17 protein-coding genes are annotated in these 17966 nt (G+C 52.6%); 7 read left to right on the top strand and 10 right to left on the bottom strand.

Features of this window, described 5'->3' with window-relative positions:
• Window positions 1-6 precede the first annotated feature (6 nt).
• Both hfq and hflX read left to right on the top strand, forming a co-directional pair.
• Entirely contained in the window at window positions 7-291 is a 285-nt protein-coding gene (gene hfq, locus FKW19_RS06610; protein ID WP_003624011.1) for an RNA chaperone Hfq, read from the top strand.
• Window positions 245-1591, top strand: a complete 1347-nt coding sequence (gene hflX, locus FKW19_RS06605) for a GTPase HflX (RefSeq protein ID WP_035350592.1) — start codon at window positions 245-247, stop codon at window positions 1589-1591. The genes hfq and hflX overlap by 47 nt, the downstream gene beginning before the upstream one ends.
• Window positions 1592-1650: 59 nt before the next feature.
• Here the strand turns inward: hflX and FKW19_RS06600 are convergent, their stop codons facing one another.
• The 3 genes from FKW19_RS06600 to FKW19_RS06590 all read right to left on the bottom strand — a co-directional run bounded on the left by FKW19_RS06600 (window position 1651) and on the right by FKW19_RS06590 (window position 5851).
• On the bottom strand, window positions 1651-2283 hold the full coding sequence (locus tag FKW19_RS06600) for an NUDIX hydrolase (protein WP_089179277.1): 633 nt from the start codon (window positions 2281-2283) through the stop codon (window positions 1651-1653).
• 88 nt (window positions 2284-2371) lie between these two features.
• Window positions 2372-4987: an ATP-dependent chaperone ClpB gene (clpB, locus tag FKW19_RS06595; protein ID WP_035350595.1), complete on the bottom strand. Its 2616-nt coding sequence runs from the start codon at window positions 4985-4987 to the stop codon at window positions 2372-2374.
• Window positions 4988-5242: 255 nt separating this feature from the next.
• The gene (locus FKW19_RS06590; RefSeq protein ID WP_035350597.1) at window positions 5243-5851 is read right to left on the bottom strand and encodes a superoxide dismutase; all 609 of its coding nucleotides are present in this window, start codon (window positions 5849-5851) and stop codon (window positions 5243-5245) included.
• Window positions 5852-6045: 194 nt separating this feature from the next.
• On the opposite strand from FKW19_RS06590, the gene FKW19_RS06585 reads away from it, so the two are divergent.
• Window positions 6046-6900 carry a squalene/phytoene synthase family protein gene (locus tag FKW19_RS06585; RefSeq protein WP_089179276.1) on the top strand — a complete coding sequence of 285 codons (855 nt, stop codon included), beginning with the start codon at window positions 6046-6048 and terminating at the stop codon, window positions 6898-6900.
• On the opposite strand, the gene FKW19_RS06580 is transcribed toward FKW19_RS06585, so the two are convergent.
• Window positions 6849-7724, bottom strand: a complete 876-nt coding sequence (locus tag FKW19_RS06580; protein ID WP_006116471.1) for an NAD(P)-dependent oxidoreductase — start codon at window positions 7722-7724, stop codon at window positions 6849-6851. The two genes, FKW19_RS06585 and FKW19_RS06580, sit on opposite strands and share 52 nt — an antisense overlap.
• A gap of 224 nt (window positions 7725-7948) precedes the next feature.
• On the opposite strand from FKW19_RS06580, the gene FKW19_RS06570 reads away from it, so the two are divergent.
• The gene (locus tag FKW19_RS06570) at window positions 7949-8569 is read left to right on the top strand and encodes a sulfite oxidase heme-binding subunit YedZ (protein WP_089179275.1); all 621 of its coding nucleotides are present in this window, start codon (window positions 7949-7951) and stop codon (window positions 8567-8569) included.
• 64 nt (window positions 8570-8633) lie between these two features.
• Here the strand turns inward: FKW19_RS06570 and FKW19_RS06565 are convergent, their stop codons facing one another.
• Complete coding sequence (locus FKW19_RS06565; RefSeq protein WP_089179274.1) at window positions 8634-10091, bottom strand: SulP family inorganic anion transporter; 1458 nt, start codon at window positions 10089-10091, stop codon at window positions 8634-8636.
• 184 nt (window positions 10092-10275) lie between these two features.
• On the opposite strand from FKW19_RS06565, the gene lpxB reads away from it, so the two are divergent.
• On the top strand, window positions 10276-11463 hold the full coding sequence (lpxB, locus tag FKW19_RS06560) for a lipid-A-disaccharide synthase (protein ID WP_089179273.1): 1188 nt from the start codon (window positions 10276-10278) through the stop codon (window positions 11461-11463).
• Window positions 11464-11469: 6 nt separating this feature from the next.
• Here lpxB and hisI read toward each other — a convergent pair whose 3' ends face one another.
• From hisI to FKW19_RS06535, 5 genes are all read right to left on the bottom strand, one after another.
• Window positions 11470-11889, bottom strand: coding sequence for a phosphoribosyl-AMP cyclohydrolase (gene hisI, locus FKW19_RS06555; RefSeq protein ID WP_006116475.1), 420 nt, complete (start codon window positions 11887-11889; stop codon window positions 11470-11472).
• Window positions 11886-12761 carry a folate-binding protein YgfZ gene (locus tag FKW19_RS06550; protein WP_089179272.1) on the bottom strand — a complete coding sequence of 292 codons (876 nt, stop codon included), beginning with the start codon at window positions 12759-12761 and terminating at the stop codon, window positions 11886-11888. The genes hisI and FKW19_RS06550 overlap by 4 nt, the downstream gene beginning before the upstream one ends.
• Before the next feature lie 82 nt (window positions 12762-12843).
• Complete coding sequence (gene asnB, locus FKW19_RS06545) at window positions 12844-14604, bottom strand: asparagine synthase (glutamine-hydrolyzing) (protein WP_089179271.1); 1761 nt, start codon at window positions 14602-14604, stop codon at window positions 12844-12846.
• A complete protein-coding gene (locus FKW19_RS06540) occupies window positions 14605-15666 on the bottom strand; it encodes a glycosyltransferase (protein WP_089179270.1) in 1062 nt (353 codons plus the stop codon).
• Entirely contained in the window at window positions 15663-16568 is a 906-nt protein-coding gene (locus FKW19_RS06535; protein ID WP_193561126.1) for a glycosyltransferase family 9 protein, read from the bottom strand. Before FKW19_RS06535 ends, FKW19_RS06540 begins: the two co-directional genes overlap by 4 nt.
• A gap of 148 nt (window positions 16569-16716) precedes the next feature.
• On the opposite strand from FKW19_RS06535, the gene FKW19_RS06530 reads away from it, so the two are divergent.
• A complete protein-coding gene (locus FKW19_RS06530; RefSeq protein ID WP_063354293.1) occupies window positions 16717-17112 on the top strand; it encodes a hypothetical protein in 396 nt (131 codons plus the stop codon).
• A 157-nt stretch (window positions 17113-17269) separates the two neighbouring features.
• Complete coding sequence (locus tag FKW19_RS06525) at window positions 17270-17965, top strand: tetratricopeptide repeat protein (protein ID WP_089179268.1); 696 nt, start codon at window positions 17270-17272, stop codon at window positions 17963-17965.
• Window position 17966 lies beyond the last annotated feature (1 nt).

Raw genomic sequence — 17966 nt, 5'->3', positions numbered from 1 at the left:
CACACTGTGGAAAAAGAGAGTGCATATAACGTGCAGGATGCGTTCCTGAACCAGATCCGGCGCTCACGCGCCGCTGTTACGGTGTTTCTGGTTAACGGCGTTAAGTTACAGGGATTTATTACATGGTTTGATGATGAGGTTGTTCTTTTACGGCGTGATGAACAAACCCAGCTTATCTACAAGCATGCCATCAGCACGGTAATGCCCAGCATTCCTGTCAATATTTCCGATTCCAACACTGCCGATGCGCAGGCAGACAGGGACCTTTCTCTTGGCGACGAGTTTCTCTGAAAAGAAAAAGAAAGTAGCAACCCGCGCGGCAGTTATCCTGCCGTGGGAGCGTTCTGCCCACGGGCAGGATGTGCGGGCTGCAGAGGCACGGTTAGAAGAAGCCGTGGGACTAACAGCCTCTATTGGGCTGGTGATTGTGCGCAAGGATGTATTGCTTCTGCGCAGCAGGCGTTCCGCCACCCTTTTAGGTAAGGGGCAGGTAGATTCCCTGCGTATTGCTGTTAAGGCAGATCAGGTTGATGTGGTGGTGGTGGATGCAAAGCTTAGCCCCGCCCAACAGCGTAATCTGGAAACAGAATGCGGTTGTAAGGTTATAGATCGTACCGGCCTTATTCTGGATATTTTTGGTGCCCGTGCCGCCACAAAGGAAGGCACCTTGCAGGTTGAACTTGCGCATCTGGAATATCAGCGTTCCCGCCTTGTACGCCTGTGGACCCATCTTGAACGCCAGCGCGGTGGTTTTGGCTTTCTTGGTGGTCCCGGTGAAACCCAGATTGAAGCCGACCGGCGTATGATCGGTGATCGTATTGTGCGGCTTAAAAAAGATCTGGAACAGGTGCGGCGCACACGCGGGTTGCATAGGCAGGCACGTAAGCGCGTACCTTTCCCGGTGGTGGCTTTGGTGGGGTATACCAACGCAGGTAAATCCACGCTGTTCAATGCGCTTACGGGTGCCACTGTGTATGCGCAGGATCAGCTTTTTGCGACGCTAGACCCTACTATGCGCGCGATTGACCTGCCTTCTGGCCGGAGGGTTATTCTGTCTGACACGGTAGGATTTATCAGTGATCTGCCAACGGAGCTGATTGCGGCCTTCCGGGCTACGTTGGAAGAAGTGGCAGAGGCAGACATTATCCTGCATGTGCGCGATGTGGCGCATCCAGATAGCGCAGCCCAGAAAAAAGATGTGCTGGGTGTTCTGGAAGGTATGGCGAAGGATGACATGCTGGAGCAGGATTGGCCGGAACGCATAATTGAAGTGCTGAACAAGGTTGATCTGCTGGGTGGCCCAGAAGCTATTCCGCAAACAGAAGATACCATTGCTATTTCCGCCATTACAGGGGATGGCTTGGAAACACTTCTAGCACGTATTGATGCGCGTATTACACAAGGTATGGAAACGGTGCGTTACCGTTTGCCGTTGGCAGATGGAGCAGCCTCGGCTTGGCTTTATCAGCACGGTGAAGTTGTTGCGCGGGAAGACAAGGATGAACAGACAGATATTACTGTTCGCCTTTCAACAGAGGATCGCGCCCGGTTTGAACGCCAGTTTTCCCACATCCAACCGATGCTCGCTTAAAAGGGAAAGCTCTGACATCAGGATAAATATTTTTAAAATCCTGATGTCAGATTTTTTATTCAGTCAAAATCTGTAGGCAATTCGGGGTCTGCTTGATGTGCAAAAAGCCGGGTAATTTCGTGCGGTGTAATGCGCCCGGTTGAAATATCCTGCGGGATATTGTTCTGTGCAAAAAAGCCAACTTCGCTTGTTTCAATACTGGTGGTAGCTTCCCCCCCGGTTATTTCGCCCAGAAAGAATAGCTTGGTGACAGAAAAAGGTTCTGGCGGCATATGCCCTTGGTGCGCCCGATCCAGCGCCATGGCTAACTTGGTAATCCGCACTGTATAGCCAGTTTCTTCCCACACCTCTTTGGCTGCACATTCAGATGCGGTCAGGTTTACATCTGTCCAGCCACCGGGCACGGTCCAGCGGTTGCTGTCCAGCACTTCGCGCACCATTAACAGGCGGTTCTGGGCATCAAACACACCAACGCGCACTTCCAGCTTGGGCGTGGCGTAACCTGATTGCTTGCTAAACAGGTTTTCTATTTTTTGCACATCTACATGGCTGCCTTCGGCCATCATTTGCGCGGCCAGATTGCGCAGCATTTCATAGCGTTCTTTATCAAACGGGTCTTGCACATAGGTAAGCCCTGTCTGGGCAATGGCCTGAATTTCTCTGGCCCATACCAGCCAGACAGGTTCCGACATTCTACATTCCTTTGATCAGCAAGTTTCATAAAAAACGGGAAGGCCTAAGCCTTCCCGTTCTGTGTAACACACTCTGCCAAGGCAGAAATTACATGGCTGCTTCTGTTTGTGCTGCGGTTTTACCGTTGATCAGCAGGCCATCACCATTGGCGGAGATATTAACCGTTTCTCCATCAAGGATATTACCTTCCAGAAGCTGTTCTGCCAGCGGGTTTTGCAGCGTGCGCTGAATAACCCTTTTAAGCGGGCGGGCGCCGTAAATGGGGTCATACCCTTCATTCGCCAGCCATGCTTCGGCCAGTTTATCCAAGTGCAGACTGATTTTGCGATCATCCAGCAACTGCTGCAAGCGAGCAATCTGGATATCCACAATCTTGGTCATATCCGCTTTCTGCAACCGCGAGAACAGGATGATTTCATCCAGACGGTTCAGGAACTCAGGGCGGAAGTGCTCACGCACAACCTTCATCACCTGTGCCTGCACCATGTCGGGAGATTCCCCATCCGGCAAGTTGGCCAGATATTCAGAACCCAGATTGCTGGTGAGAATGATAAGGGTGTTGCGGAAGTCTACCGTGCGGCCCTGCCCATCCGTTAGGCGGCCATCATCCAGCACCTGAAGCAGAATGTTGAACACATCTTCATGTGCTTTTTCTACTTCATCAAACAGGATGACCTGATAAGGGCGACGGCGCACAGCTTCTGTCAGCACGCCACCTTCTTCATACCCCACATAACCCGGAGGGGCACCAATCAGGCGGGCCACTGCGTGCTTTTCCATGAACTCACTCATGTCGATACGCAGCAGGGCTTTATCATCATCAAACAGGAAGCGGGCCAGTGCTTTGGTCAGCTCTGTTTTACCAACACCTGTTGGGCCGAGAAACAGGAAGGAACCAATCGGGCGGTTGGGGTCCTGCAAGCCAGCACGGGCACGACGCACCGCGTTGGAAACAGCTTTAAGAGCTTGTTCCTGACCAACCACGGATTTACGCAGTTCGTCTTCCATACGCAGCAGCTTGGCGCGTTCACCTTCCAGCATCCGATCAACCGGCACGCCAGTCCAGCGAGATACAACAGAAGCCACGCCCTGATCCGTAACAGCTTCGGAAACCAGATCATCTTTCTTAGCGGTTTCTTCTTCTGTTTTCTGAGCTTCCGCGATCTGGCCCTGCAAGTTGGGGATAACGCCATACATCAGTTCAGATGCGCGCCCCAAGTCACCTTTACGCTGTGCCACTTCTACATCAGAACGTGCTTGATCAAGCTGTTCCTGCAGTTTCTGAATGGTGTTTACACGGTTCTTTTCCGCATGCCATGCGGCACTAAGCGTGTTGGACTTTTCTTCCAGATCAGCCAGTTCAGATTCTACGGCTTCCAGACGATCCTTGCTGGCCGTATCATCTTCCTTCTTCAAGGCTTCACGTTCGATTTTTAGCTGAATGATGCGGCGATCCAGCTCGTCCAGTTCTTCGGGCTTGCTGTCAATCTGCATACGCAGGCGGCTTGCGGCTTCATCAATCAGATCAATCGCTTTATCGGGCAGGAAGCGGTCTGTGATGTAGCGGTTGGAAAGTGTGGCTGCTGCCACCAACGCACCATCGGTAATACGCACACCATGATGGAGTTCGTATTTTTCCTTAATACCACGCAGAATAGAGATTGTATCCGCAACAGAAGGCTCACCCACAAATACCGGCTGGAAGCGGCGGGCTAGGGCTGCATCTTTTTCAATATACTTGCGGTATTCATCCAGCGTGGTGGCGCCAATGCAGTGCAGTGTACCACGGGCTAGTTCCGGCTTGATGAGGTTAGAGGCATCCATTGCACCATCGGTGCGGCCAGCGCCAACCAGCGTGTGCATTTCATCAATAAACAGGATGATCTGGCCTTCGGCGGATTCAATTTCTTTCAGAACAGCTTTTAGGCGTTCTTCAAATTCACCGCGATATTTGGCGCCAGCAACCAGCGCGCCCATATCAAGGGAAAGCAGTTTTTTGTTTTTCAGTGCTTCGGGTACATCGCCATTAACAATACGTTGGGCCAAGCCTTCCACAATAGCGGTTTTACCCACACCGGGTTCACCAATCAGAACCGGGTTGTTTTTGCTGCGGCGGGCCAGAACCTGAATGGCACGGCGGATTTCTTCATCACGCCCAATAACGGGGTCTAGCTTGCCTTTAAGGGCAACTTCCGTGACATCACGGGCATATTTTTTAAGTGCATCAAAATTGGCTTCAGCGTTTTCGCTGGTCACTGTGCGTCCTTTGCGAATAGTCGTAATGGCTTTTTCAAGTGTATCAGCAGAGGCACCGTTTTCTTTTAATGCACGGCCTGCTGGCGTATCAGATGCAGCAATAGCTACAAGCAGTCTATCCTGTGCAACAAAGCTATCACCAGCTTTCTGGGCGGTTTGTTCTGCATTGTCCAGAATACGCACCAGTTCCGGTGTTGCTGCTGGCTGCCCTGCACCGCTGCCCTGAACTTTTGGCAGTTTTGCCAAAGCCTGTTCGGTTGCGGCTTTTACAGCTTCCGGATTGCCACCCGCACTGCGAATAAGTGAGGAAGCAGCTCCTTCATTATCATCCAGCATAGCCTTGAGCAGATGCTCTGGTGTAAGCTGCTGGTTAAAATCACGTAAAGCTATTGTTTGCGCAGCCTGCAAAAAGCCGCGTGAACGATCTGTAAATTTTGCAATATCCATTATAATCCCTCTTGTCCCTTTTACATCAGGCGACTGAAGGCCCTGCTGGCACCCCATGCAGGCAATGTCAGCGTGGTCTCATTCTTCATAAATTGAGATTGGAACGTTGAGAGAGACAATCAAGGGGGCGTGATGCGTTTTCGTGCATGGGTGATAGATGGTGCGAGCAGAACACCTTGAGGAAGCAGAGTTTCCAATAAAAAAAGGCAGCACCCAGTAAGGTGCTGCCTTTTGTGTTTTCCTAATAAGGAAAACTTACGCCGCGTTCAGCTGGGCTTCAGCGAATTCATAATTCGCCAGCTTGTCCAGGAAGTTGGTGACGTAGTCTGGACGACGGTTGCGGAAGTCCAGGTAGTAGGAATGTTCCCACACGTCCACTGTCAGCAGGGCCTTGCCCTGACCTTCGGCCAACGGGTTGGTGCCGTTAGGCGTTTTGGTGATGGCCAGCTTGCCATCCTTACCCAGAACCAGCCATGCCCAGCCAGAACCGAACTGAGAAACAGCAGCCTTGCGGAATTCTTCCTTGAAGGTGTCAATGCTGCCAAAATCGGCGGCAATTTTTGCAGCCAGCTTTTCTGGCATCACACCGCCATTGGGGGAGAGGCAGTTCCAGAAGAAGGAATGGTTCCAATGCTGGCCAGCATTGTTAAACAGGCCGGTAAGATCTGCTTTGCCGTGGGCAGCCAGAATGATTTCTTCCAAAGACTTACCCTGAAATTCGGGCTTGTCTTCCAGCAGCTTGTTCAGGGTGTTGACGTAGGCCAGATGATGCTTGCCATGATGGTATTCAAGCGTTTCTGGGCACATGCCACGTGGGCCAAGTGCGGTGGGTGCAAAGGGGAGGGCAGGCAGTTCAAAAGCCATTTTAATACTCCGTATTCTAAAGGCGGGGCGTGTGAGGGAACACACCTGAGTTCCAGAGCTATGGGCGCAGGGCAGATGCGTCAAGGGAAAGGCGCATGACATGTGCCTTGCGCAGCCATACTCACGGAAACTTGCCTTGCCAGCAGGGCTTACAATAAGGGCCTTCCGTTAGGAAAGCGGGATTATTCAAACGCATGGGCCATGCACAGGTTTCCCGCACATCAAACTACGTTTGGGTAAGGGGGATATCGGAGCCAATGGCGCAGCAGGAACATCAGCCTCTTGCAATGGAAGTGCAAAAAGCTGTGCAGGCAGACCCAGACCGGGCGTTGTGTTTATGGTTTTTGCCGACTTCTGTGCGTGATGCCGCTTATGTTCTTCTGGCTTTCCATAATGAGTTGATTCGCGCTTTGACTCCCGCACGTTCTGCATCTGTGGCAGGGCCAATGGCTGGGTATATTCGCCTGCAATGGTGGCGAGAGGTGCTGGAGCAGCAACGCAAGCCAGAACATATTTTGGCCCCCGCACTTATGAGGCTTGTGGAATCCGGACAAGTGCAACGTGAAACGTGCCTGAGAATGATTGCTGCGCGGGAAATGGAACTGGAGACCACGCAAGATGTAGAGCGCTGGGTGCTTATGATGCGCGATGGCGCTGGTGCTTTCCAACAGGCGATAGGCGAACTTCTGGGTGTGCAGGATTCTGATAAGCTACAACGCTTGGCAGCCGGAGGGGCGGCTTACGGGGCAGGCTCCATGTTAAGACATTGGCCGTTGCTTGCAGGGAGTGGCCGTTTTTTGTTTCCCGGCACGCAGGAACAACTCAGGCAGGCTGGAAAGACATTTTTGCAAGAATGTGATTTTGCAGCTTTGGAGCCACAATGTCGTAAAACCGCTTTACCTGCGGTGTTGGCAAAGCGTGATCTGGCGCGTGGAAGCGAGCAGGCAGGCCTGCCCCGCGGAATAGGGGACAGGCTTGCTGTATGTCGCGCTGGTATTCAGGCGTCGTTGGCGACAATTTTTTCCATCACGCCAATCAGAACCGAATAATCAGCATTTTCTGCCGCGCGGCGGGCAAGGGAAAGTTGCTGCGTAACGGCTGCCAACGTAGGTGCGGGCACTGCCAGACGAGCTGCGGCATCCATGAGCAGGCGCATGTCTTTTTGCATGAGGCGAGCAGGGAACTGGGGGGAGAAATCTCCTGCTTTGGCCATTTTGATCTTGCGCTTGTGGTGCGGAGAAATAACAGCCATTTCATCCAGCGCATCAAACAGCATGGAACGATCCAACCCAGCTGCCAGCCCGTAGGCAATACCTTCTGCCACAGCGGCCAACCCGGCACCCATAATGCCATTGATCACCAGTTTAAGGCGCGCACCGCTGCCAGATGGCCCTGCATGAATGGTAATGCGGCCAATTTTATCAAAAATGGGCTGAGCACGCGCAATAGCGGCATCATCTCCACCGGCCAGAATAACCAGATTGGCAGATTCTGCTTCTGGTGTGCTGCCAGATACCGGACAATCTATAACGCAGATCTTTTTTTCCTGTCCGGCTTTTTGCAGGGCATCTGCGGCTTCTGGGGAAACGGAACTGGCATTCAGCAGCAAACCATTTGCCTTTATGCCTGCCAGAACGCCTTGTGGCCCGTACATACTGGCGGCAAGGGCTTCATCATCCGGTACGCAGGCCAGAACAATATCTGCCTTGCTGGCTACTTCTGCCGGAGTGGGCAGAAAACGGGTTACGCCATCTCCCCCCTTGCCAGAGGGAGTATAGGCAAGGGTTGCATATCCGGCTTTTTCCAGATGAGCAGCCATACGGCTGGCCATGGCACCAAACCCAATAAAACCGATTGTCTGCTGAGTTGTCATGCTGAATGAACCTTCTTGTTTGTATGAGCAGAATTATAAACCTGAATAGCAAGATATGTCTTGGATAGGTTTGGGAAACACTGTTCGCGTTTACGTGTCTGGGTGTGATGTAATTTGTTACGATTGCACAGTATTCTTGCGCAATAAGGCTGATTTTGTAAGGGTAATCATGCACTCAGCGTAAGTGGCTGCGGTGCCTCAAACAGTGGAGAACAGAAAACCCCATGCCATTGTCCACCCCAGACCGAAGCCGGCGGTTTCGCCTTTCTCCCCTTACGCGGCAGGTATTGCTGTATGTGCTGTTCATGCTGCCAGCAGTATCTTATCTGGCTGGTGCTTTTTCGGGGGATCTGGGGCCAAATCCATTTAAGACCTGTTTGCATGAATTCGGGCGTTATGCATTTCGGTTCTTGCTTATTTCTCTTATGATTTCGCCGCTCAAGCGGTTTTTGAAAATTGATTTAATGGTTTACCGTCGCCCGCTTGGGCTGTTGGCTTTCAGTTACGCAGCTTTGCACGTTACGCTTTATTTCTGGTGGGCACGCGGGTTTGATGTACAGCGGATATGGAAAGACTTTTTAACACGTCCATTCCTGACATTCGGGCTAATTGCATTTTCTATTTTGATTGTGTTGGCAGCAACATCCACACGTAAATCCATCATACGGTTGGGTAAAAAATGGGCGCGTTTGCATCGTCTGGTATATGTCGCCATGGTTTTGGCGTGCATCCATTACGCCATTGCATTTAAGCAGTGGTATATTGAACCTTTTATATATGCAGCCGTAGCGGCATGTGTGTTGGGTTTACGGCTTGTGCCAAAACCCGGGCTTAAAAAATCCTGAAATAAAAAGGAGGCATGAATTTTTCATGCCTCCTTTTTGAAAGTTGTTCTGTTGTATAAATGGCCTAGGCCAGCAAGGTATCATGACCCAAAGAAGCTAGAAGTTTTTCTGCCCGTTGATCAGCATGGATAATGGAAACTGTTTTCCCGCGTGTTTTTAGGCGAGATGCAATTTTTTCCAAGGCATCTGCTGCGCTGATATCCCAGATATGGGCATCTTTAAGATCAATTACGATAGTTGAAGCTGTGTCCTGAAAATCCACGGCATCGGCAAGAACACTGGCTGAGGCAAAGAACATTTGCCCATGCACGTAGTAGGTGCGCGTGTTGTGGCTTTCTGAAAACGTACTGCTTACCTGAACAAGTTTCATAACCTGAAAAGAGAAAAACAGCCCGTTCAATAGCACACCGCAGGCTACGCCTGCTGCCAGATCATGCGTTAACACCACCACCAAAACAGTAGCCAGCATGACGGTAGAAGAAAGGCGCGGATGCTTTACCAGATCTCGTAGGGAAGACCATGAAAATGTGCTGACAGACACCATAATCATAATGGCCACCAGCGCAGCAACAGGCACTTGGGCTACAAAGCGGTGCAACACAACCAGCAACAGCAGTAAAAATGCCCCAGCCGTAAAGGTAGAAAGTCGGCCACGCCCGCCATACCGCAAGTTGCCAACTGTCTGCCCAATCATACCGCAACCAGCCATGCCGCCGAATAGGCCCACCATGATGTTGGAAAAACCAAGCCCGGTGCATTCCATGCGTTTGTTGCTGTGCGTGTCTGTTAATTCGTCCACCACAGTGGCTGTCATGAGGGATTCCAAAAGGCCTACCATGGCCATGGCAAACGCATAAGGCAGCACAATTTTAAAAGTTTCTGCCGAAAAAGGCACATTTGGCAAAGTAAGATGCGGCAGGCCGGAGGGGAGTTCTCCCAAATCAGACACCACATGTACAGGCATAGGTACCGCAAAAGTAATGCCTGTTAGCACAAGAATACAGATTAAAGGGGAAGGTACAGCCGTGGTGATGCGCGGCAAAAGGTAAACAATAGCCAGCCCAAGTGCGATAAGTGCATAAGTATGCCACGTAACATGCAGCATCTGCGGTACCTGCGCGGAAAAGATAAGAATACCCAGCGCGTTTACAAATCCGGTTTCCACTTCGCGCGAGACAAAGCGCATCATGCTTTGCAAACGCAGCAAACCGAAAATAATCTGGAATGCACCAGCCAGCAGTGTGGCCAAAAGCAGATATTGCAGGCCGTGGCTATGCACGAGCTCGGCTGCCACAAGGGCAACAGACCCCGCAGCCCCGGAAATCATGCCCGGCCTGCCACCCGTAATGGCAATGGCAATACTGATAACGAACGAGGCGAATAGTCCCACAGAGGGCGCAACCCCAGCCACATAAGAAAAAGCAATAACTTCTGGAATAAGTGCAAAAGTGCCCACCATACCGGCCAGAACATTGCGGACGGGCTGGTCTGTCCATTCATGAATATAGGTTTTAACTGTCACGAGAAACAAGTTGTCCCTTGGTTGATTGTGGAGTGGCGTATTAATCGGGCATCAAAAGTGTTTCGGGGCAAGAAAGACTTTTGAGGCATTATTTGTAAGATATACATGCCTTGTTAGCGATATCCTACCGTAATGCACAGACAAGATGATTGTGCTCTGTGTTGCGGCGTTTTATGCGTGATGCATGGTTTCTCCTTCTTCTTCCCCTCTTGTTTGGATTCTGGCTGGTGAGGCCAGTGGTGATGTATTGGGTGCACGCCTTATGCATGCTTTGCGCACCCGTATGCCCAAGATGCGCTTTGCAGGCGTAGGGGGCGTGCGTATGCAAGAGGAAGGGCTGGCAAGCTTGTTTCCCATGCGGGATCTGGCTGTTATGGGGCTGGTGGAAGTTTTGCCCCGCGTGCGTCAGCTTTCTGCTCGGCTGGATGAAGCTGCGCAGGATATTGCAGCCCAAAAGCCGGATTTAGTGATTACCATAGATAGCCCCGGCTTTGCCCTTAGGCTTCTTAAAAAAATAAGCGGTTTAGGCATTGCGCGCGTGCATTATGTTGCACCGCAGGTTTGGGCATGGCGGCAAAAAAGGGTGAAGGAATTTCCCGGTTTATGGGAAGAGTTGTTGTGCCTTTTACCGTTTGAGGAAAAGTTTTTTAGCAAGCATGGTCTGAAAACCCGCTTTGTAGGCCACCCGGTTTTACAATCCGGCGCAAAGGATGGAGATGCGGCGCGTTTTCGTATCCAGCATGGATTGCCACAGGGCGCCAAAATACTGGTGCTTATGCCCGGTAGCCGCCGTTCAGAAGCGCCGCGTTTGCTGCCAGTTTTTGGGCAGATGTTGCGTCTGCTTAAAACATCCATGCCAGACGTGGTGCCTGTAGTGCCAGTTTCTCCAGTTGTGGCAAATGTAGTGGAACGTGCTACGCAGGATTGGCCCGTAAAGCCGATTATCGTTACGGATATTCATGACAAGCACGATGCCTTTGCCGCAGCCGGGGCCGCGTTAACCAAATCAGGCACATCTACCTTGGAACTGGCTCTGGCCGGTGTGCCAATGGCTGTGACGTATCGGGTTAACCCCATAACAGCCTTTTTTGCCCGTCGGCTTATTAAAGTGCCATTTGTCGCTATGGTGAATTTGTTAGCAGGCCGTGCTGTGGTGCCCGAACTTTTACAGGAGCAATGCCGCGCAGATGTGTTGGCGCGTGAAGTGCAAATTCTGTTTGAAAATACAGATGTGGCACACGCTCAGAAACAGGCTTTTGCTACGGTTCTGCACGGGCTGGAAGGGCCACAGGGCCAACTGCCAGCCGATGCCGCAGCAGAAGCTGTTTTGGAGGTTCTTAACCGTAAAAATACGGCTAAGATGCTCGGTTAAACGTGTTTAATTGTGTTTGTGATAAAGCTGGTTGGGGTCAATTTCCGGCTTTGTCAGCTCTTTTAGGCCGTCTGGTGTAAACGCTCGGTAAAAGCAGCTACGGCGGCCGGTGTGGCATGCTACGCCAATCTGGTTCACAAGCAGCAGCACGGCATCTGCATCACAATCCAGCCGGGCTTCAATAAGGTGCTGGATTTGGCCAGATGTTTCACCCTTACGCCAGAGTTTCTGGCGACTACGGGAATAATAGCAGACGCGCCCATTTTCTAATGTTTCACGCAGGGCTTCACGCGTCATCCATGCAATCATCAGCACTTCGCCGCTGTCGTGCTGCTGAGCAATGGCGGCAACCAGACCAGAGGCATCAAATTTTACAACATCCAGCATGGCATCCAGTTCTGCTGCTGGTGGGGCAATATAAGTCATGGTTTTTCCGTAGGATTAGAATCAGAAGATGTTTGAGGTTTAAGTGCTGTTTCCAGCCACGTAGGTAAGCGAACGACAAGCGGATGCTCGGCACAGGTGAGTTGGTTATTGGCGGCTTCTGTTTTTAGTAATGCCAGCCCAACATGATCTTGGGATGAGCGCAATGTGCCCACCTCTACACCATTGCACAGCACGGGTGTTCCGGGTGCGGGCAAAGGGGATGTGGCTGCAACAGGCATCAGGCGGCGCTTTACCAGTGTGCGGTAATGCATGCGGGCCGTAACTTCCTGCCCCATATAACAGCCTTTTTTCCACGATACGCCGCCCAGAAGATCCAGATTGGCTTCGGCTGCCAAAGTGCGGCCTACTTCGCAATCCTGCACACCATCCGGCAGCCCCAATATGATGCGGTGCAGATTATAGTCCTGTTCTGTAGCAGTTATTGGAGTATCCGGCGCGGCATCAATAAGCCGCCATCCTGCGTCTTCTAACCGAGGGTCCCGAAAGCTAATGGCGTTTTCCAACACACTGTCTGGCGGTGGGTTTCCCCACGCCACATGTACGGGCAGGGCGGTGAGTTCTAGCTGAACATCTGAACGCAGGCGAAAGCGCCGAAGAGTGGTCTTTAGGTTTTCGGCCTGTTCTGTGGCGCAATCTAACAGCAGGCAGGTATCATCAGGGTCTGAAACCACAAAAAAGTCTGCTTGCCAGCGGCCCTGGGGGGTCAGGCAAGCACTCCATGTGGCATCACCCGGTTCCAGCGCAGCAATATCCGCCGTAACCAGACCTTGCAGAAAACGCACGCGGTCAGCACCAGAAAGCTTGAGAACAGTGCGGTTTTCAAGCCGGGTTATATGTGTTGGGGAAGGCATTTACATTCTCCCATAAAAGAACAAAGGCTTCCCGAAGGAAGAGAGGGGATTTTTGAGATAAGGAACAGAAACTGTTCAAACCTTACTGACTTAGGGCGGAAAACACATCGCCTTCTGGCGGAAGATTGCGAATATGTGTCCGATGCCACAAAGCGTAGAACAAAAGTGTCCATGCGGCTGCACCCGTTCTGCGGTTATCTGCTGCGCGAAATAGGGCTTTTACACGGTCTGGTCGGGCAATTTCTGCAATACATTCCTGCCGCGCCATCAGGTCTCCGAGGTGCGTACCTTTTTGCCGGATCCATGTGCCAATCGGCACAGTAAAGCCTTGCTTGGGGGCAAAGGGGCGTGCAGCAGAATTATGTCGTTGTAACCATTTGCGTAAAAGCCATTTCCCTTTGCCATCACGTAGGCGCATGGAATCGGGCAGGCGCCATGCTGTTTGGGCCACAATGGGATCCAGCAACGGTGTGCGCCCCTCTAACCCATGCGCCATAAGGCACCGATCCAGCTTGATAAGCAGATCATTTGGCAGCCATTCTGCAATATCCACAGCTTGCAGGCGGGAAAGCGGTGTTGAGGCATCTGCGGCGGCCATTTCTGCAGCCGCTATACCATCACGCCAATGGGCTGGGTGGTGGCGCAGAATATTCATGTTATCAAAAATACCACGCCGCCACATGCGCCGTTTGCCTTTCCACCAAGGGCGGCTGGCAGAGCGATAACGTCCATAACCACAGAACAGTTCATCCCCCCCTTCACCCGAAAGGATAACGGTAACGTCCTGTGCAGCTTTTTGGGCTAAAAACCATGTTGGAATAATGGCGTAATCCGCAACCGGATCATCCATGCTGGCCACAATGGCAGGCAGGTGCTGCCACACCATATCTGCTGTAATGCGCAAGGTTTCGTGCTCTGTGCGGGCGTGTTTGGCCAATGCGCTGGCGGCATCCGCTTCATCCGCTGCACCCGGCGCATCAAAAATAGCTGTCCATGTGCGTAAAGGCGTGGTGCGGGGGAGACGGCTCATGGCCGTTAACAGACAGGCGCTATCTATTCCGCCAGAAAGAAACAGCCCAAATGGCACATCTGCACGCTCATGCGCATACACGCTGTCCATCAAGGCTGTATCAAGATGGTTCAGAGCCTCGGCCTCAGAGGTAAATAAAGGCGCGTGGGCCGGAATGGGTGATTGCCGTTGCCTGTCCAGAATGCGCCCTTGGTTAATGCGCAAGGTTTCTCCCGGCATAACGCGCTGAATACCGGGAAAGATTGTTTCCCACCCAGTGGTGAACTGAAGTTGCAGCAGTTCATCGCGCACAGCAGGTGCAATAGCACGCGGGGCAAGGCCAGAGGCGATTAAAGGGGCAGGCTCGGATGCAAAGGCAATACCGCCTGAAAATTCGGTAAAATAAAGTGGTTTGATTCCAAATGGATCGCGCGAGAGTAAAAGCTCCTGCTGGGCTTTATCGTACAGCCCAATGGCATACATGCCACGCAGCCCGCGTGTATAGGTGCATCCATTACGCTCCCATAAAAGCAAGGGAGATTCGCAATCACTCCCGGTTTGAAAATACTCTGGCCCGATCTGCTGGCGAATTTGTGGGTCGTTATAGATTTCACCATTGGCAACAAGCGTACCATCACCGCTGGTTAAGGGTTGGTCTCCACCTTTCAGATCAATAATGGCTAAACGTGTATGCACCATATCTGCACGGCCCAACCGGGCAATATGTATCCCATTGGGGCCACGATGGCCTAAGGCCTGCGCCATACGTTCCAGAACCGATTCGGAACATGGCTGCGTGCCGGGCGTATAAATCAGCCCCCCAATGCCACACATTTACCCAGCCTCCACCGTGGACAAAAACTTATGCCACGCATCCAAAACGGGTGTGACAGCATAGGTTGTTTCATAATCCCTGCGGCCGGCCTGCGCCATACGGGTTGCTAGGTCTGGTGTTTCCAGTGCAGTGCAGATCTGTGCTGCCAGAGTATTTGCATCTTCTACCGGAGCTAGTAGCCCGTTTTCACCATTACGGATGAGTTCGCTTGGCCCTTGAGAGGCAGCCGCAATAACCGGTTTGCAGGCCGAAAATCCTTCAATTACAACATTGCCCAATGGCTCGTGCCGGGAAGGGCAGATCATGGCAGAGCAGGCGCGTAACAGGCCTCCGGGTTGGTTGGCCCAACCGGGCATAAATACGCGTTCAGCCACACCTTCCTGCTGGGCAAGCGCTTCCAGCGCTGCGCGCTCTGGCCCTTCTCCGGCAATAACAAGTGGAATGTGAGGCACATGCTTCATGGCACGGATCAGAACGTCAAAAGCCTTGTTCTTATGTAGCCGCCCTAATGCCAATAGAAAGGGCGTACCCTGCGGCAAAAATGTGGGCCATACAGGCGGTGTGGCAGCAAGGTCCGTGGCAAAATTAGGCAGGTAATGCGCGGCGTTGGTGGGCCAGCCTTGCTCACGCATCCAGCGTACCAGCCCATGCGTATTGCCGATAAGATGAGAACAACGGCGATAATTGGAAAGATCATAAAATCCCCCCAACCGCCCGGCCAGCACCCAATTGCCTTGGGGGGCAAACCGTGCGGCACGGTTCATCCATGCAACGGCAACGCGAGGGGAAAACTCTTTAAGGGCAGAGCGCAGGCCCATGCGGGTGCGTATATCCAGCATGTTGCCAAAAGGCAGTTCCACCGGCGTAAGGTTGCCTGCACGTAAACGTTGGCTACGTTCCGGATTGGTGCGGATAATAGGCAGAACAGAAAGCCCGGCGGCAGCCTGTGCAATACATAGGCGCTCAAAAAACAGTTCTGCCCCGCCTGTGGGGGCACCGGCCATAATATGCGCAACTTTCAAGGGCTGCGAGTTCAGCCTGTTGGCAGTACCATTCATCATATGCCGGTTTCCTTAAGAAGGGAGAGCGCTGCTGTGGCCACATCTGCAACATCCAACCCAGCTATGGGGGCTTCACCCTCTGGGCCGGGGGCGGCAATCCAGCGCGCATTTTTGCCAGAAGGTGCGTATTCCGATGCACGAGATGGTCCAAAAAGTCCCAAAGTGGGTGTGCCCGCTGCGGCAGCCAAGTGCATCAAACCCGAATCATTGCCAATATACAGGCGACAACGAGCCAGCATGGCAGCAACTTCCGTAAGGGAAAAATGGCCTCCAGCATCAATGGCATGGGGCAAAGCTTCCAGAACAGGGCGCGCCAGCGCAGCTTCCTGCTCACCCGGGCCATAGAAAATGGCAGGCCGAATCTGTGGGTATGCAGCGCAAAGGCGTTGCCACAAGGGCAGGTAACGCTCTGTTGGCCAGATTTTTCCTGTCCAGTTTGCCGTAGGGCCTAAGGCAATAATGGGCGCGGTATCAGGAATAATGTCCTGTGCTTTTGCGCGATCAGCCGGGCTGACCCAAACAGTAGGGAGCGGAGGGGGGGAAAGGTTTAGGGCTCTTCCCAAATGTGTAATGCGTGCGCCTGCACGGCGGCCTCCGCGCATAATAAACCGTCGGCCAGAGCGTAAAAGAAAAGTAACGGCAGAACCGCGCAGATCCACCGTGATGTCCCATTTTAAAGGTGCGCAGGCTTTCCACAGATCAAACCAGTGCAGATCATAGGGACGTTTTTCCATTACAATGGTGCGTTCGAGTCCGGGAAACGCACTAAACAGCCCGGCAGCAACAGGCCCACATGCTATGGTGAACCGCGCATCTGGCCAGCGTTGGTGCAGATATGCCAGCAGGCCTGTAGAAAGCACGGCATCGCCCAGACGTGTAGCCGTGATGAAAAGAATGCGCATTATCGCGCCTATACTGTCTTCCGGTTTTTTTTCCAACCCAGTGCGCGCAGGTGTGGACATTTGCGCTGCCTGTGCAAGAAGCGTTTGCTGATGGTAGAGTTATAAACTGGGCAGAAAAATATCTCTGCTCTGAATCGGGGATACAGGAATGATTAGGAAAGGTTTTTATCTCATCGCCGGGCTTGCAGCGGCGCAGTTGTGCGGCATACTTGCCCTGCCTGCTCAGGCAGCAGACAAGATGTGGACAGCCAGCGCCTGTGGCGCAGAACCTGTTGCACCTTCTGTAGAAGTGTCTTCCGTTGATAAATATAACGCCAGCGTTGATAAGGTAAGTGCGTATGAAAAAGCAGCACGCACCTATAATAGCTGTGTAGCCAAGGCTGCCGTTAAGGAAGAAACAGCTATTAGCAACGAAGCGCGTGAAAAAATTGCCCATATCCATGAGGGCAGCAGCACCGTGCAAAAACGTATTGCTGGTAATTTCACCAAGTTAACCACGGCTCTCAAGGCTGGTGGCAGCAAATTACAGAAGGCAGAGCACTAAAGTTTTCGGCAGGGCGGCTGTTTTTCTGGTACAGCAGTAAAAGAGCCGCCATCAGGCTGATTGCCTGTATGACTTGTATGATACCCCCGGCTGAGGCAGATAGACGGTAACACAAAGCCGTCAGGCAGAACGCCAGCAGACAGGAACAGGCCAGACCGTGGCAGAGGATCTTTTCAAGGAAGTTGATGAGGAAATGCAGGCCGAGCGCCTGCGTATGGCAGCAAAGCGCTATGCCGGTGCTGGCCTTGGGCTGGTTGTGGCCGTGCTTGCAGGCATTGGTGCGTGGTCTTGGCATGTTTCCAACCAGAAATCTCAGGCGTTGGAAGCCACAGGAACGTATCTTACGGCCTTGCGGCAGACAGACCATCTGCCCTCAATTCCTTCTTCAGGCACGGTAGATCTTACCACTACCGCGCAGGCGGGCTTGGCCTCGTTGCAGAAATTAGCATCTTCCGATGCAAAAGGTGTGGCTGTTCTGGCCCGTTTGCAGGAAGGGGGCGTGCAGGCAGCGCGGGGTGATGTAAAAGGGGCGCTGGCCGCATGGGATGCCGTGCAGAAGGACCCCAATGCGGATTCTGCACTGCGTGATCTGGCAACCTTGCTGTGGTGCCAAAAACAGCTGGATACGGGAGAGCCCGCTACGCTGCGTTCTCGCCTTGCGCTGCTTACTGGCAAAGGTAAGCCATGGAATGGTTTGGCCATGGAAGCCTTGGCAGTTCTGGATGTGCGCGAAGGACATGTGGCAGAGGCGCGGCAGAAATTTGCAGCGCTACAGGCTGCGCAGGATGTTCCTCAGGGCGTACGCAACCGGGCGCAGGATATGATGCAGGCCCTTGATCCGACAGCAGGCTAGT

It is taken from the genome of Acetobacter sp. DmW_125128 (assembly GCF_008704325.1).
GTDB classification, from domain to species: domain Bacteria; phylum Pseudomonadota; class Alphaproteobacteria; order Acetobacterales; family Acetobacteraceae; genus Acetobacter; species Acetobacter oryzifermentans.
Note: the sequence above shows the minus strand (reverse complement) of the source record. Positions and strands in the feature narration are given on the sequence as shown.